Source organism: Halovivax sp., assembly GCA_007119345.1.
Lineage (GTDB): Archaea > Halobacteriota > Halobacteria > Halobacteriales > Natrialbaceae > Halovivax.
The window spans coordinates 1-12,740 of sequence record SKPV01000246.1; the positions used below are offsets into that span (position 1 = coordinate 1).

Annotated in this window: 14 protein-coding genes and 1 pseudogene; 6 read left to right on the forward strand and 9 right to left on the reverse strand. The window is 70.4% G+C overall.

Annotated elements, in window-relative coordinates; translation table 11 throughout:
• Window positions 1–112: 112 nt before the first annotated feature.
• Together QZT59_RS16975 and QZT59_RS19260 are read right to left on the reverse strand one after the other, a co-directional pair.
• Window positions 113–283, reverse strand: a complete 171-nt coding sequence (locus QZT59_RS16975; RefSeq protein ID WP_290819008.1) for a hypothetical protein — start codon at window positions 281–283, stop codon at window positions 113–115.
• Window positions 284–412: 129 nt separating this feature from the next.
• A pseudogene (locus QZT59_RS19260) lies at window positions 413–876 on the reverse strand (HTH domain-containing protein).
• Between the two features lie 394 nt (window positions 877–1,270).
• On the opposite strand from QZT59_RS19260, the gene QZT59_RS16985 reads away from it, so the two are divergent.
• Entirely contained in the window at window positions 1,271–2,911 is a 1,641-nt protein-coding gene (locus QZT59_RS16985; protein ID WP_290819012.1) for a bacterio-opsin activator domain-containing protein, read from the forward strand.
• Window positions 2,912–2,966: 55 nt separating this feature from the next.
• Window positions 2,967–3,917, forward strand: a complete 951-nt coding sequence (locus tag QZT59_RS16990) for a phytoene/squalene synthase family protein (RefSeq protein WP_290819014.1) — start codon at window positions 2,967–2,969, stop codon at window positions 3,915–3,917.
• 92 nt (window positions 3,918–4,009) lie between these two features.
• Here the strand turns inward: QZT59_RS16990 and cruF are convergent, their stop codons facing one another.
• Genes cruF through QZT59_RS17005 form a run of 3 tightly spaced genes read right to left on the reverse strand, consistent with a single transcriptional unit; the run spans window position 4,010 to window position 7,237 of the window.
• Window positions 4,010–4,873: a bisanhydrobacterioruberin hydratase gene (gene cruF / locus QZT59_RS16995; protein ID WP_290819016.1), complete on the reverse strand. Its 864-nt coding sequence runs from the start codon at window positions 4,871–4,873 to the stop codon at window positions 4,010–4,012.
• Window positions 4,866–5,741, reverse strand: coding sequence for a prenyltransferase (locus QZT59_RS17000; protein ID WP_290819018.1), 876 nt, complete (start codon window positions 5,739–5,741; stop codon window positions 4,866–4,868). Before QZT59_RS17000 ends, cruF begins: the two co-directional genes overlap by 8 nt.
• A 5-nt stretch (window positions 5,742–5,746) precedes the next feature.
• A complete protein-coding gene (locus tag QZT59_RS17005; RefSeq protein ID WP_290819020.1) occupies window positions 5,747–7,237 on the reverse strand; it encodes an NAD(P)/FAD-dependent oxidoreductase in 1,491 nt (496 codons plus the stop codon).
• 154 nt (window positions 7,238–7,391) lie between these two features.
• On the opposite strand from QZT59_RS17005, the gene QZT59_RS17010 reads away from it, so the two are divergent.
• Entirely contained in the window at window positions 7,392–8,096 is a 705-nt protein-coding gene (locus QZT59_RS17010) for an SDR family NAD(P)-dependent oxidoreductase (protein WP_290819022.1), read from the forward strand.
• A 162-nt stretch (window positions 8,097–8,258) separates the two neighbouring features.
• The gene (locus QZT59_RS17015; RefSeq protein ID WP_290819024.1) at window positions 8,259–8,549 is read left to right on the forward strand and encodes a HalOD1 output domain-containing protein; all 291 of its coding nucleotides are present in this window, start codon (window positions 8,259–8,261) and stop codon (window positions 8,547–8,549) included.
• A 59-nt stretch (window positions 8,550–8,608) separates the two neighbouring features.
• Here the strand turns inward: QZT59_RS17015 and QZT59_RS17020 are convergent, their stop codons facing one another.
• Both QZT59_RS17020 and QZT59_RS17025 read right to left on the reverse strand, forming a co-directional pair.
• On the reverse strand, window positions 8,609–9,178 hold the full coding sequence (locus QZT59_RS17020) for a YkgJ family cysteine cluster protein (RefSeq protein ID WP_290819036.1): 570 nt from the start codon (window positions 9,176–9,178) through the stop codon (window positions 8,609–8,611).
• Window positions 9,179–9,400: 222 nt separating this feature from the next.
• The gene (locus tag QZT59_RS17025) at window positions 9,401–10,114 is read right to left on the reverse strand and encodes a fumarylacetoacetate hydrolase family protein (protein ID WP_290819026.1); all 714 of its coding nucleotides are present in this window, start codon (window positions 10,112–10,114) and stop codon (window positions 9,401–9,403) included.
• Window positions 10,115–10,264: 150 nt separating this feature from the next.
• Between QZT59_RS17025 and QZT59_RS17030 the strand changes: the two genes are divergently transcribed.
• Together QZT59_RS17030 and QZT59_RS17035 are read left to right on the forward strand one after the other, a co-directional pair.
• Window positions 10,265–11,149 carry a sulfurtransferase gene (locus QZT59_RS17030; RefSeq protein ID WP_290819028.1) on the forward strand — a complete coding sequence of 295 codons (885 nt, stop codon included), beginning with the start codon at window positions 10,265–10,267 and terminating at the stop codon, window positions 11,147–11,149.
• A 76-nt stretch (window positions 11,150–11,225) separates the two neighbouring features.
• Complete coding sequence (locus tag QZT59_RS17035; RefSeq protein WP_290819030.1) at window positions 11,226–11,777, forward strand: nucleoside-triphosphatase; 552 nt, start codon at window positions 11,226–11,228, stop codon at window positions 11,775–11,777.
• 51 nt (window positions 11,778–11,828) lie between these two features.
• On the opposite strand, the gene QZT59_RS17040 is transcribed toward QZT59_RS17035, so the two are convergent.
• Window positions 11,829–12,071, reverse strand: coding sequence for a hypothetical protein (locus tag QZT59_RS17040; RefSeq protein WP_290819032.1), 243 nt, complete (start codon window positions 12,069–12,071; stop codon window positions 11,829–11,831).
• 99 nt (window positions 12,072–12,170) lie between these two features.
• Window positions 12,171–12,584 (reverse strand): hypothetical protein, encoded by a 414-nt coding sequence (locus QZT59_RS17045; RefSeq protein ID WP_290819034.1) that lies wholly within the window; start codon window positions 12,582–12,584, stop codon window positions 12,171–12,173.
• Window positions 12,585–12,740: the final 156 nt, after the last annotated feature.

Genomic DNA, 12,740 nt, shown 5'->3' on the forward strand with positions numbered 1-12,740 from the left:
CGCTCAACGCGACCAGCGACGCCGAAGGCGATCAGCGACGCTCGATCCGGGAACGCGTCTTCGACCGCGACGGGCGACGCCGAACGTCGCGAGTTTCGCTCCCGTCTGCACGTCAGTTGATGGAGACGCCGGTGAGGATGTTGGTGCTCGCGCACTCCGGACACTGGCTCATCCGCCCCAGTCCCGGCACGTCGATTCGACGCCAGGCGTCGTCGCCGTCCGGCGCGGTGAATCCACAGTTGACGCATCGTGACCGCTCGACCGTAGTCTGTGTCTTCCCCATGTGCCAGGGTATGCCACGGTCGGGTATATGAATTACCCACGGTCTCGGTGACTGTGCATCCGAGCGGCCGATCGCGGCGGATACGGGTGAAACCGCCGGACGGCCGAAAACGATCGGTGGGTCGCACCGTCACCCGTCCAGCGGTGACCCGGACCCGAGGGTCGCGATGGCCTCCAGTCTGGAGACGACGTCGACCACGCGATCCGTCGATCGCGACGGTGCCACGTGGACGAGCTGGCCGTCGGCGTACTCCGCGAGCGCAACCGTCGGAAGCCACTTGACCTCGCGGGAGTCCGCGAGGATCGTCTCCTGAAGCCGGCGGGTCCTGAAGAACGGTCGAGCGAGCGGCCGGCGCGCTCGGCCCACTCGGCGAACGCGTCGACGGTCCCCGCGACGCGATCGAACGTCGGCGTCCCGACGGTCCGGGATCGGTCGACGGCCTTCCCCCACCGCTCCACCCGGACGTCGACGCCGCCCGCACGGTCGAGCCGATCCGCGAGTCGGAGCGCGCGGTCGCGGTTCGGTGCGCGTGCCGGCGACGACGAACGGATCAAGAGCGTGATTCGGTCGATGTCTGCGCGGTGTTCCTGCACGGTCGATCCCCTCGTGGGGACTACGAACGAGTACAAAGACGTTCCTGAGGGATCAGAATATCGGCCGCGAGAGTGTCCCTGTCGCCTGTATTCGAAGTTTTCGTCCAATACAGCCGGCCGAACGACGACCGAGCGGTCACCGGCTCGCGACTATCGACTTCGTCGACGCGCCAAAGCCCGTCGTCGAGGGCGCTGGATCGGCCGACGACGATTCGACGGTCGAGAGCTGCCACCGGCCCCGACCCCGGTCACGTATCCGCGGTTCTCGGGGTCGAGGACCCCCCGCCCGTCCAGGACCACCAGCGAACGCCGGACTGGGGGCTCTCGCGGCGGTAGAGTCGAAACGTCGCCACCTCCCACGGTCTTAAGGCCGTCGGCAACCCAGTTCGTACCGATGGCGGATCGAGATACGCTGGCAGGTGCTACGCTCGACGAGCTGCCGCTCACGCTGGCCGTCCTCGACGCGGACGGGCGGATCCTCCTGACGAACCGACCGTGGCAGCGGTTCGGCGAGACAGAGGGTCGGGCGGAAGCGGAAGACGCCGGGGTCGACTACGTCGCGGCGGCCGCCCAGGCCGACGACGAACACGCCCGACGGGCTGCGGACGGACTTCGGTCCGTCCTGGACGGCGACCGGGACGAGTTCGCCATGGAGTACCCGTGTCACTCGCCGTCGGAGCGTCGGTGGTTCACGATGCGGGCCAACCGGTTCGAGGCGGGCGGCGAGGACCGCGTCGTCGTGGTTCACCTCGACATCACCGAGCGCAAACTGGCCGAGCTCGCCGTCGAGGAGACGGCGGGCGAACTGCGCCGCGAGCGGGAGGCGCTGGAACACGTCCTCGACCGCGTCGACGGGCTCGTCCGCGACGTGACGAACGCCGCCGTCGGCGCCCGGAGCCGCGGCGAGGTCGAGCGGCGAGTTTGCGAGAGCGTGGTCGGGACGGACCCGTACGTCCTCGCCTGGATCGGTCGGGCCGACGTCGCCGGCGACCGCCTCTCGCCGAGCGAGTGGGCCGCAGTCGGCGACGTCCCGCTCGAGGACGGAAGCCTGCAGTTCGGCGAGGAGGGCGCCCACCCGGCCGTGCGCGCGGTTCGGACCGGCGAGGCCCAGATCCTCGAGGATCTGACCGACGTCGACGAGGGCGCCGGGTGGTGGCCGAGCGGCGCCGGGGACGCCTTCGAGGCCGTCGCGGCGGTCCCGCTCGCCTACGGCGAGGTCGACTACGGCGTCCTGACGGTGTTCGCCGCGGACGCCGACGCCTTCGACGACCCCGAGCTTCCCGTCCTCGAGTCGCTGGCCGGCACCGTCGCGACGGCCATCAACGCCATCGAGGCGCGTCGACTGCTCACGACGGACTCGGTCGTCGAACTCGAGCTCACGATCGACGACCGGACCGCGCTCGTCGCCGACCTCTCCGCGCGGTTCGAGACGACCCTCACCTACCGCGGCCAGACCGCGGCCGAGAACGGCGCGCTCTCCTGTTTCTTCGAGGTCGAGGGGCCGGCCGAACCGCTCCGCGAGGCGTTCGAGGACGCCGAGGGGGTCGACTCGGCGCGGACGGTCACCGAACGCGAGGACGGGGCGCTCCTCGAGGTCGCCGTGACAGAGGGCCTCCCCGCGATCCTCGTCGAACGCGGCGCCGTCGTCCGCCGGTTCTGCGCCGAGGGCGGGCGCGTCGAGCTGGAGCTCGACCTCTCGGACGGCCAGTCCGCGCGTTCCCTGTACGACGCGCTCTCCCGTCGCTACCACGCGGTCGAGCTCGTCCGGTACCGAGAGCGCGAGCGCGTCCCGCGGACGCCCCGGGACGTGGCCGACCGGATCGAATCCGAACTCACCGCGCGGCAGCTGACGGCCCTGCAGACCGCCTACCACGCCGGCTACTACCGGTGGCCCCGGGAGATCTCCGGCGAAGAGCTCGCGGCGTCCATGGACATCTCGCGGTCGACGTTCCACCAGCACCTCCGGGCCGCCGAGCGACGCGTCCTCGACGAGTTGTTCGAGGGGACCCATCCTAGTGAGGGAGAGTCGTTATAAGCGACACGAGGCTACTTGTCTCACCGCGTTGTCAGGGAACGACGCGACCACCTCCATGCAACGGGAACACGTCGCGGCCGGCCGAGCCATCCAGCAGCGCACCGGGAAGACGTTCCACCTCGCGACCCGCTTGCTCCCCGAGCGGGTGCGCCACCCGACGTACGTCCTCTACGGCTTCTTCCGGATCGCCGACGAGGTGGTCGACGACGCGGCCGACGCGCCGCCCGCGGCCCAGCGCGCCCGTCTCGAAGCGCTCCGCGCCCAGGCGCTCGGCGAGCGACCGGCCGAGGAGCCCGTTCTCGAGGCGTTCCAGACGGTCCGCGAGCGCTACGACGTCCCGGACGAAGAGGTGAACGTCTTCGTCGACGCGATGCTGGCCGACATCCACACGGACCGGTACGAGACCGAGGCCCAGCTCGAAGCGTACATGCACGGCTCGGCTGCCGCCGTCGGGGCGATGATGACGGCGATCATGGAGCCGAAGGACGTCGAAGCAGCGCTGCCCCACGCACGGGCGCTGGGCGAAGCGTTCCAACTGACGAACTTCATCCGGGACGTCCGCGAGGACGTCCTCGAGCGCGGCCGCATCTACCTTCCGGCGGAGACCCTGGCCGCCCACGGCGTCGACCCGACGGCGATCGAGCGCCTCGAGTTCTCCGACGCCGTGGGCGACGCGATCGCCGCCGAGCTCCGGCGCACCGAGGCCCGCTACCGCGAGGGCGTCGCCGGCATCCGCTACCTCCCGCGGGACTGTCAGCTGCCCGTCCTCCTGGCGGCCGTCCTCTACGCCGAGCACCACCGCCTGATCCGGGCGCAGGGCTACGACGTGCTCTCCGCGCGGCCGTCGCTCTCGACGACGCGAAAGCTCTGGTGTCTGGCCCGGACCCGGTGGCACTGGCAGTGGAACCGCGATCCGGAGGCCGTCTTCCGGCGCGTCTCGGCCGTCCCGTCGCCGGAAGAGATCGACCCGTCGCCGGGCCCCGGCGAGGGCGTCGCGACGCGGTAGCGGTGCGCCATCGGGCCGATCGCCTCGTCGCGGGGGACCCGTCGAGCGACGTCGGGACATCCGGGTCACCGTTCGACCCCGACGGGTCGCCCTCAGCCGCCGTCCGGTAGCCCGGTGAGGAACGTCTCCCGATCGTACCGCCCGGTCGCGACCAGCGCGACGCAGAACCCGCCGGCGACCGCGGCGGGGATCCAGTTGCCGTAGAGCAGGTTGATCGCCCCCCAGAGGAGGACGAAACTGACCAGGTCGTCCAGGACGAAGACGCACGACCGCACCCGGGAGAGCAGCGCCTCGCGGTCGAACGCCAGGTCGACGAGGACGACGGCGACGGTTCCCGAGAGGACCCACCCCAGGTAATTCGTCGCCGGGACGCCGTAGAAGACGCCCCCGCCGTCGAACGCCCAGAAGCCGATCGCGACGGCCGCCGGATCGAGGACGAGGTCGATCGCCACGACGGCCGCGATCGCGACCGGGAGCCTGAGTAGCGGGTTCGACCCCCGCGGGCCGAGCAGCAACAGCGTCAACAGGTAGGCGTTGAGCACGAGCGGGACGAAGAACAGCGGCAGGGCCACCGGCACCTCCCCGAGCAGCATCGGCCCCAACTGGACGGCGTACTCGAACGCGCCGTAGGGCCGGTCCGTCCGAACGCCCACCAACTCGATAGCGTACGTGTAGGCGGTGAGGACGCCGAGACAGCCCAGCGCCCACCAGCCGACCCGCGGCGCGATCCCGACGAGCAGCGGCGATCGCATCACGAGCGTGCCGAACAGGATCAACAGCGGGTTGAACGCCAGCGGCTCCGGAAGCCAGCCCTCCGCGCTGGCGACCAGCGTGAACGCGCCCACGAGGGGAAAGACGACGGCGATCGTGAACCGGTTGTCGCGGATCAGCGCCTCCAGTCGCTCCTGGGCCCGCTCGCGGCGCGTCTCGGTCGGCCGCTCGAGGAAGTTATCCATGCGTCACCACCCAGAGGCCGCCCATCGTCATCGCCGCCCCTACGACGGTGTTGACCGCGGGGAACCACCAGTAGGCGCGGTCGACGGCGACGTCGGACCAGGCGACGACAACGACCAGCGCCGGGTAGACCGACAGCAACGCACCCAGACGGGCGTCGAGGGCGGCGAACGCCGCCGCCGCGGCGAGCCAGCAGACCCCGCAGTACGCGTAGGTCCGGCGCTCGCCGAGGACGGTCGCGGTCGTCCTGATGCCGGCCGCGCGGTCGGGTCCGATGTCGGGAATCGCGGAGAAGGTGTGCATCCCCATCGCCCAGAGCCAGCCGCCGAGGACGGCGAGCGCCGGCGGCTGACTCCCCGCGACCGCGACGTACGCCGCCGCGCCCGGAAGCACGTACAGGCCGTTCGAGACGGAATCGGCGAGCGGGATCGTCTTGAACCGAAACGGCGGCGCGCTGTAGGCGGCGCCGAGCAGGAGGAAGCCGACGAGCCACGGCCACGCGATCGTCGGAAGCGGCCACAACAGCGCCCCACCGGCCAGCGCGCAGGCGGCGACCGCCGCCGGGATGGCGACGTCGCCCGCGTACCGCGCCTCCGGACCCGCCTCGCCCTTCTTCGGGTTCGCGGCGTCGATATCGCGGTCGAAAACGTCGTTGATCCCGTAGAGGAAGACGTTCGCCGGGACGAGGAAGTACGCGAAGAGGGCGACGGCGACCGGCGCCGTCAGGTCGCCGACCGATTCGGCGCCGTAGACGGCCCCCACCACCACCGGCCCCGCGAGGTAGAGCCAGAACCGCGGCCGGGAGACGGTCACCAGGTGTGCGAGGCGGGCCGCGGGCCGGTCCGGCTCGCGGGAGGAACGCTCCGCCACGACCGTCACCCGGAGTTCCCGCGGTCCGCGGCGACCGTTTCGGCGGTGTGCTGGCCGCTGATCAGGCACATCGGCACGCCGATCCCGGGCGTCGTGTACGATCCCGTGAAGTAGAGCCCGTCGACCGCCTTCGAGCGCCGCGACGGGCGGAACGGCGCCGTCTGGCGAAGGGTGTGGGCCAGTCCGAGGGCGGTCCCCCTGAAGCTGTTGTACCGGTCGGCGAAGTCCGAGACGCAGAACGTCTCCTCGAGGACGATCCGGTCGCGCAGGTTCGTCCCGGCGTTGGCCGCCAGGTCGGCCAGGATCGACTCGCGGTAGCGGGCGAGACTCTCCGGATCGTCCTCCAGGGCGGGCGCGATCGGGACGAGAACGAACAGCGCGCTGTGACCGTCGGGCGCGACCGAGTCGTCCGTCTTCGACGGCGCGCAGACGTAGTATGCGGGGTCCGTCGGCCACGCGGGTTCGTCGAAGATCTGCTCGAAGTGGCGGTCCCAGTCGGTCGGCAGGACCAGCGAGTGGTGGGCGAGATCGTCGACATCGCCCTCGACGCCGAGGTACAGCAGGAACGCCGAGGGCGCGTAGGTGCGCGACTCCCAGTAATCGGCGTCGTAGCCCCGGCGACCCGGTTCCAGGAGCTCCTGCTCGGTGTGGGCGTAGTCGGCGTTGCTGACGACCAGGTCGGCGCGGCGATCCCCACCCGGCGTCTCGACCGCGAAGCCGCCCGCGCTTCCCTCGATCGCGGTCGCGGGCGCCCCGGTCTCGTACTCGACGCCGAGTTCTCGACCGAGCGCGACGAACGCGTCGATCACGCTCGCGATCCCGCCGTCGGGGTACCAGACGCCGAGGTTGAAGTCGACGTGGCTCATCAGGTTGTACAGCGCCGGCGTGTTCTTCGGCGAGCCGCCCAGGAAGACGAGCGAGTACTGGACGAGCTGCTGGAGCTTCGGGTGGTCGAAGTAGTCCTCGACGTGGCCCTGCATCGACCCCAGCAGCGAGAGCCCGCGGGCGTTCCGGGCGACGTCGAGGTCGAGGAAGTCTCGCAGCCGCGAGCGGTCCTCGTAGACGAAGTGCTCCATCCCGACCTCGTAGTTCTCGCGGGACTTCTCGAGGTAGCGCTCGAAGGCCTCGCCCGCGCCCGCCTCGTAGGAGTCGAAGAGTTCCGTCGTCCGCTCGACGTCGCCCGTGACGTCGATCGCGTCCCCATCTTTGTAGAAGACCCTGTAATGGGGATCCAGGTGGGTCAGCTCGTAGTAATCCGACGGCGTCCGATCGAAGTGACCGAAAAAGCGCTCGAAGACGTCCGGCATCAGGTACCAGGACGGCCCCATGTCGAACCGGAAGCCGTCGCGCTCGAGGACGCTCGCGCGGCCGCCGAGCTGGTCGTTCTTCTCGAGTACCAGCACGTCCGCGCCGGCGTCGGCCAGGTAGCAAGCCGTCGACAACCCGCCGACCCCGGCGCCCACCACGACGACCGACGTCCCGTCGAGCGATCGCATGCGGTCACGTGTTCGCCGGCCCGACATAAACGTGTAGCCCCCACAGGAAGGTCGCGCGGCCATCCCTCGGGTCGCTTCCCGTCGCGGTCGCCGGGCCGCCGCGAGCGCGACGTCGAACCGGAGGGTTCCAGTGACCGGCCGCGAAACGACGGGTATGGAACACACGACCGTCGTCGTCACCGGCGCCGGGAGCGGACTCGGCCGCGCGGTGGCGATCGCGTTCGCCGCCAGGGGCGCGACCGTCGTCGTCGGCGACGCGGACGGAACGGATCTCGAGGAGACGATCGCGGCGTGCGAGGACGCGGGCGCCGCCGTCGAGGGGGTCCGCACCGACGTCCGCGACGAGTTCGACGTCGAGCGACTCGTCGAGACGGCCTCGCGCTCCGGGGAGAGGAGCGGTATCGACGTCGTCGTCGCCGCGGCCGAGACCCGCCACGGCGAGCCCGGCGCGACGCCCATCGACGCGGACTCCTACACCGCGCTGGACGACCACTGGCGGACCAACGCCCGGGGCGTATTCGCCGCGATCCGGGAGTCGCTCGCCCACCTGAACGAGGGCGCGCGGATCCTCGTGCCGACCCACTTCGTCGCCGCCGACGCCTCCCCGGGCGCCGGCACCTACGCGGTGTCGAAGGCGGGCGCGGAGGCGGTCGCCCGCGGTTTCGCGGTCGATACCGAGTACGCCGTCGGCTGCGTGGACCCGGGGCCGATCGCGACGGACGCGTACGCGAACGCCGGTTCGGCCCCCGAGGACGTCGCCCCGCTGTTCGTCTGGGCGGCGACGGAACTCGAGGCGGCCTCCCTGGACGGGAAAACCGTCGACCGCGAGCGGTGGGAGCGGGCGACGGAGACTGCGTAGCCGCGTCGGGGCGCCGAACGCCGGTGCGGTAGCCACGTCTTCGACCGTGGCCGGGTCCCCGTCTTCGACCGTGTGCGATCCACGGGGGACTGGGCCCACCCTACGTAAAGCGTTACCGTGGACAGGTGACCATTGATCGAGGTGGTCGAAAGTCGGAGAGTAATGCCAGCGCACGCAAGCGGCCCCGCGACGCTCCTTCGGGCCCAGTTCGACCCCGCCGAGCCCGCCGAACCGATGGAGACGATCGTCGAGTGTCTCTCCCACGCGACCGGCGTCTCGCCCCTGGAGCTCGCGCCGCTGTACGAGTCGCTCGACCCCGACGCGCTGAGCCGGCTCGTCGCGCACGCGGACGAGAAGACCGACGGCGAGTCGCTCTCGATCGAGTTCCGGTCGAACGGCTTCGGCGTCGCCGTCTCGGGCGACGGCGAACTCCGCATCGTCGCGCTCGACTGAGTGCGTGATCGGGTCGTCGCGTCGACCGCCGACGGCCGCGAACGGGGCGGCCGGCCCCGCTACAGGATGCGATCGGAGTCCGGATTCTCGAGTTCCCAGAGCAGTTCCGGCAGGAACGCCTCGAGCTCCTCGATCACCCGCCGCTCGGAGACGCCGAGTCCCTCGCAGTGCTCGCGGGCCGAGTCTCGCACGTCGACGTGTAGCTCGCCGTCCTCGCGCTCGACGGCGAGCGGAAACACCGAACATCGCGTCGGCTTCCAGTCGCGCTCGTCCGCGAGGTGCAGCTCACACAGGCCGTCGTCGCCCAGGAACGCGCAGGCCATCCCGTCGTCTGCGACGTGCTCGTCGCGGCCTTTCTCCTCGCGAACGACGAACTTCTCGGCCCGGAAGTCGGTCGTCGTCTCGGACAGGTTCGCGCGCGCGGCGAGCTCGATCAGGTCGCGATCGTAGAGCAGGACGCCGTGGTGACAGCACCACGTGCAGTCCTCGACGCACTCGAAGGTCAGCTCGGGGTCGAACTCGACGACGACCTCCTTCCCGGGGTAGACTTCGACGCGGCGGGGCGGGTCGTCGGTCTCCGCGGCCGACGCCTCGCCGGCATCCGTCGTGGCGTCGCGTCCGTCGTCGATCTCCCCTGCATCGTAATTCTCGTCGACTCTGGGGGCCTCGTATCCCTCGTCGACCCCGGCGGCCTCGTCGGCGCGGTCGCCAGCCTCGTCGTCCGTGCTCACGTCCCCGCGAAGGGGCCGCGCGTGGAAGTGCGTTCCGCCATCGGTCGACGGCGGGCCGAAACGAACGGGCGGCGTGCCGGACCGGAGTCGAGCGAATCGGACCGCCGGGTTCGTCGACGCCTACTCGGCCACCGTATTTCGGAGCGTGCCGACGCCCTCGTAGGTGATCTCGACGGCGGCGCCGGGTTCGAGCAGGCCGGGGTTCGCCGGACTGCCGAACGCGATCACGTCGCCGGGACGGAGCGTGAATCGTTCCGAGAGGTACGCGACGATCTCGTACGGCTCGAACAGCATCAGGTCCGTGCTCGCCTCCTGGCGACGTTCGCCCGCCACGTCGGTCCACATCTCGACGCCGTGGGGGTCGAGATCGGTCTCGATCCAGGGGCCCAGCGGGCCCGAGCCGTCGAAGGCCTTGCGGGCGGTTCTCCCCCGCTGGTCGAGCGCGTCCACGTCGTTCACGATCGTGTACCCCCGGAGGACCCCGGGAACCTCCTCGTAGTCGAGGTTCCGACAGCGTTCGTCGACGACGGCCGCGAGCTCGCCCGCGTACGTCAGCTCGTCGGTGAACTCCGGGAAGGGGATCGGTCGCTCGTGGGCGATCACCGACGTCGGCGGCTTGATGAAGAAGTCCGGCTCCGCGGGACGCTCGTAGTCCATCTGGTCGAGCGTCTCGGCGTAGTTGCGGCCGACGCAGTACAGCGCGGAGGGTTCGCACGGCGCCAGCAGGCGGCCGTCGACGCCGACCTCGTACGCGCCGTCGTCGGCGCGAACGACGCCGTCTTCGTACCGACCGGCGACGGGCCCGTCTGCGGTCAGGATTCGCGCGAGTCGCATATCCCCGCTGGTCGTCCGAGCGGGTTAGCGGTGGCGATTCGACGGGGAGCGGTCGTCCCGACGGTCGGCCGGCGACGCGACTGCGGACGACATTCGCGGCCGACGACGGATTGATCGGTTTTTGGTGGTGCTCGTGGGAAGGGTCGTCGCATGAGCGAACACGACGCGGACGTACTCGTCTCGGCGGGCTGGGTCGAAGACCACCTGGAGGAGTTCCAGTCGGACGACCCACGCTTCCGACTCGTCGAAGTGAACAGCCCCGAATCCCCCGACGAAGGCGACTTCCCGTCGCGCTACGAGGAGGGCCACATCCCCGGTGCGATCGGGCTCCAGTGGGACGAGGACCTCTCCGACCCCCAGCAGCGTGACATCCTCAAGAAGGGCGATTTCGCCGACGTGATCGGTAGCCACGGCATCGGCGAGGACTCGACGGTGGTGTTCTACGGAAACGGCTGGATCCCCAACTGGTTCGCCCTGTTCGCCTACTGGGAGTTCAAATACTACGGCCACGACGACGCTCGCGTCCTCGACGGCGGGAAGGACTATTGGGTGAACGAGGATTACCCACTCAGCGACGAGGTGCCGAATTTCCCCGCGCAGGAGTACGCGGCGAAGGGTCCCTTCGAGAGCATCCGGTCGTACAAGGACGACGTCGACAAGGCCCGCGAGGCCGGTATCCCGATGGTGGACGTCCGTTCGCCCGAGGAGTTCACCGGCGAGCTGATCGCCCCGGAAGGACTCCAGGAGACCGCCCAGCGCGGCGGTCACATTCCAGGCGCCTCCAACGTCCCCGTGAAGACGAACCTCCGCGACGACGGTCGGTTCAAGGGTCCCGACGAGCTCGAGGAACTGTACGCCGAGGAAGGGATCGACGGCGACGAGACCGTCGTCACGTACTGCCGCGTCGGCGAGCGCTCCGCGATCGCGTGGTTCGCGCTGCACGAGCTGCTGGGATACGAGGACGTCCACAACTACGACGGCTCGTGGACGGAGTGGGGAAACCTCGTTCGGGCGCCTATCGAAACCGGGGAGTGAGCGGGCGGTGGATCGACCGACGCTCCGCGAATCCGCAGGGAACCGTTGATGGCGCCGGCGACCGTCAACCCCACCGATGCCCCACAACGCGCTCGTCACCGGCCCGCCCCGCAGCGGCAAGACGACCGCCATCCGGCCCGCGGTCGACCGGCTCCGCGCGGACGGATACGCCGTCGGCGGGATTTACTGCCCGGAGATGCGCGAGGACGGCGATCGCGTCGGCTTCGAGATCGTCGACGTCCACACCGGAGCTCGCGAGACGATGGCCCACGTCGACTTCCGCGAGGGGCCATCGGTCGGGAAGTACCGGGTGGACGTCGGCGCCGTCGACGCCGTCGCGGGAGCGGCGATCCCCGCCGCCGTCGCGGACGCGGACTGCGTCGTGATCGACGAGATCGCGCCCATGGAACTGGCGAGCGACCGGTTCGTCGCCGAGACGCGGGCGGCCCTCGACGCCGACGTACCGGTGCTGGCCGCGATCGCGGAGGGCGGCACCCGCGGGTTCCTCGGCGAAGTAAAAGCGCGCGAGGACGTCGAGACGGTTCGGGTCGAATCGGAGACGAGAGACGCGTTACCGGCACGGCTGGCCGACCGAGTCCGGCGGGTGCACACGTCGGAGCGAGCTTGAAGTCGATTCAGTCGCACCCGGCCCGACGAGAGTGTGCGGGGGACCGCGGCCTTACTCCAACACCAGATACGTCCGACCGGCGCGGTGCTCGAGCGAGACGAGGTGGGTGCCGACGTTCTCCTCGACGAACTCCTCGAGGCCGGCCGCGTCCAGGTCCGTCACGTCGATCCGGCGACGTTCGGTTCGGGCGATCCGTCGCTGGAAGTCGGCGGCGTCGGTAACGTCGGCGGGCTCGTCCTCGAGGATGACTCCCGCGGTCGATTCGTTCTCGATCACCGTCGCGTGCGTGCTCATACCGGAGGAGAGTCACGGAGGGACCGTCAAAGCGACCCGTGCGGAGTGAAAGTGAAAGTGCGAGCAAGCGACGGGTCGACGGACGAACCGGTCGGCCGATCACTCGAGACGCTTCACGTCCACCCGGACGCGCTCGCCGTCGGCTTCGAGCACCACCGACGCGACCAGTTCGTCGGCGGCCCGATCGCGCCACGTCTCGATCGCCTCGCCCCTGGCCTCGCGGATCTCGGCGGGATCGACGGCGTCGGCACGGTCCGCGAACGCCTCGAACGACGGGTAAGCCGCTACCACGTCGGCCGGGAGCAGATCGGCGGGCTCGACGTGCACCGCGCCGGTCAGTCGGGAGTCGTCCCGGTGGTAGACGTGGAGCCGGGCGCGCATCCGCCCGTGGAACGGGGGCGTTACCCGAAGAACGGCGTTGCCCGGGTTCTCACGCGAGTACACGAACGCGTCGACGACGTCCGCGGCCGAGATCGCGATCGACCGGATCGCCGTGGGATCGTCCCCGGCCATGTCCGACGGGACGCCGTGAGACGCCTTAGTCCCGGCGCCGGATCGGCGAGGACCGCCGGACCGGACGTCCGCCTCACTCGCCGGGCCGGAACACGTCCGCCTCACTCGCCGGGCCGGAACACGTCCGCCTCACTCGCCGGGCCGGAACACGTCCGC

Bases quoted from the DNA above. Each gene is read 5' to 3' on its own strand.
- QZT59_RS16975 (WP_290819008.1), bottom strand. From the start codon at position 283: ATGGGGAAGACACAGACTACGGTCGAGCGGTCACGATGCGTCAACTGT.
- QZT59_RS16985 (WP_290819012.1), top strand. From the start codon at position 1,271: ATGGCGGATCGAGATACGCTGGCAGGTGCTACGCTCGACGAGCTGCCG.
- QZT59_RS16990 (WP_290819014.1), top strand. From the start codon at position 2,967: ATGCAACGGGAACACGTCGCGGCCGGCCGAGCCATCCAGCAGCGCACC.
- cruF (WP_290819016.1), bottom strand. From the start codon at position 4,873: ATGGATAACTTCCTCGAGCGGCCGACCGAGACGCGCCGCGAGCGGGCC.
- QZT59_RS17005 (WP_290819020.1), bottom strand. From the start codon at position 7,237: ATGCGATCGCTCGACGGGACGTCGGTCGTCGTGGTGGGCGCCGGGGTC.
- QZT59_RS17010 (WP_290819022.1), top strand. From the start codon at position 7,392: ATGGAACACACGACCGTCGTCGTCACCGGCGCCGGGAGCGGACTCGGC.
- QZT59_RS17015 (WP_290819024.1), top strand. From the start codon at position 8,259: ATGCCAGCGCACGCAAGCGGCCCCGCGACGCTCCTTCGGGCCCAGTTC.
- QZT59_RS17025 (WP_290819026.1), bottom strand. From the start codon at position 10,114: ATGCGACTCGCGCGAATCCTGACCGCAGACGGGCCCGTCGCCGGTCGG.
- QZT59_RS17030 (WP_290819028.1), top strand. From the start codon at position 10,265: ATGAGCGAACACGACGCGGACGTACTCGTCTCGGCGGGCTGGGTCGAA.
- QZT59_RS17035 (WP_290819030.1), top strand. From the start codon at position 11,226: ATGCCCCACAACGCGCTCGTCACCGGCCCGCCCCGCAGCGGCAAGACG.
- QZT59_RS17040 (WP_290819032.1), bottom strand. From the start codon at position 12,071: ATGAGCACGCACGCGACGGTGATCGAGAACGAATCGACCGCGGGAGTC.
- QZT59_RS17045 (WP_290819034.1), bottom strand. From the start codon at position 12,584: ATGGCCGGGGACGATCCCACGGCGATCCGGTCGATCGCGATCTCGGCC.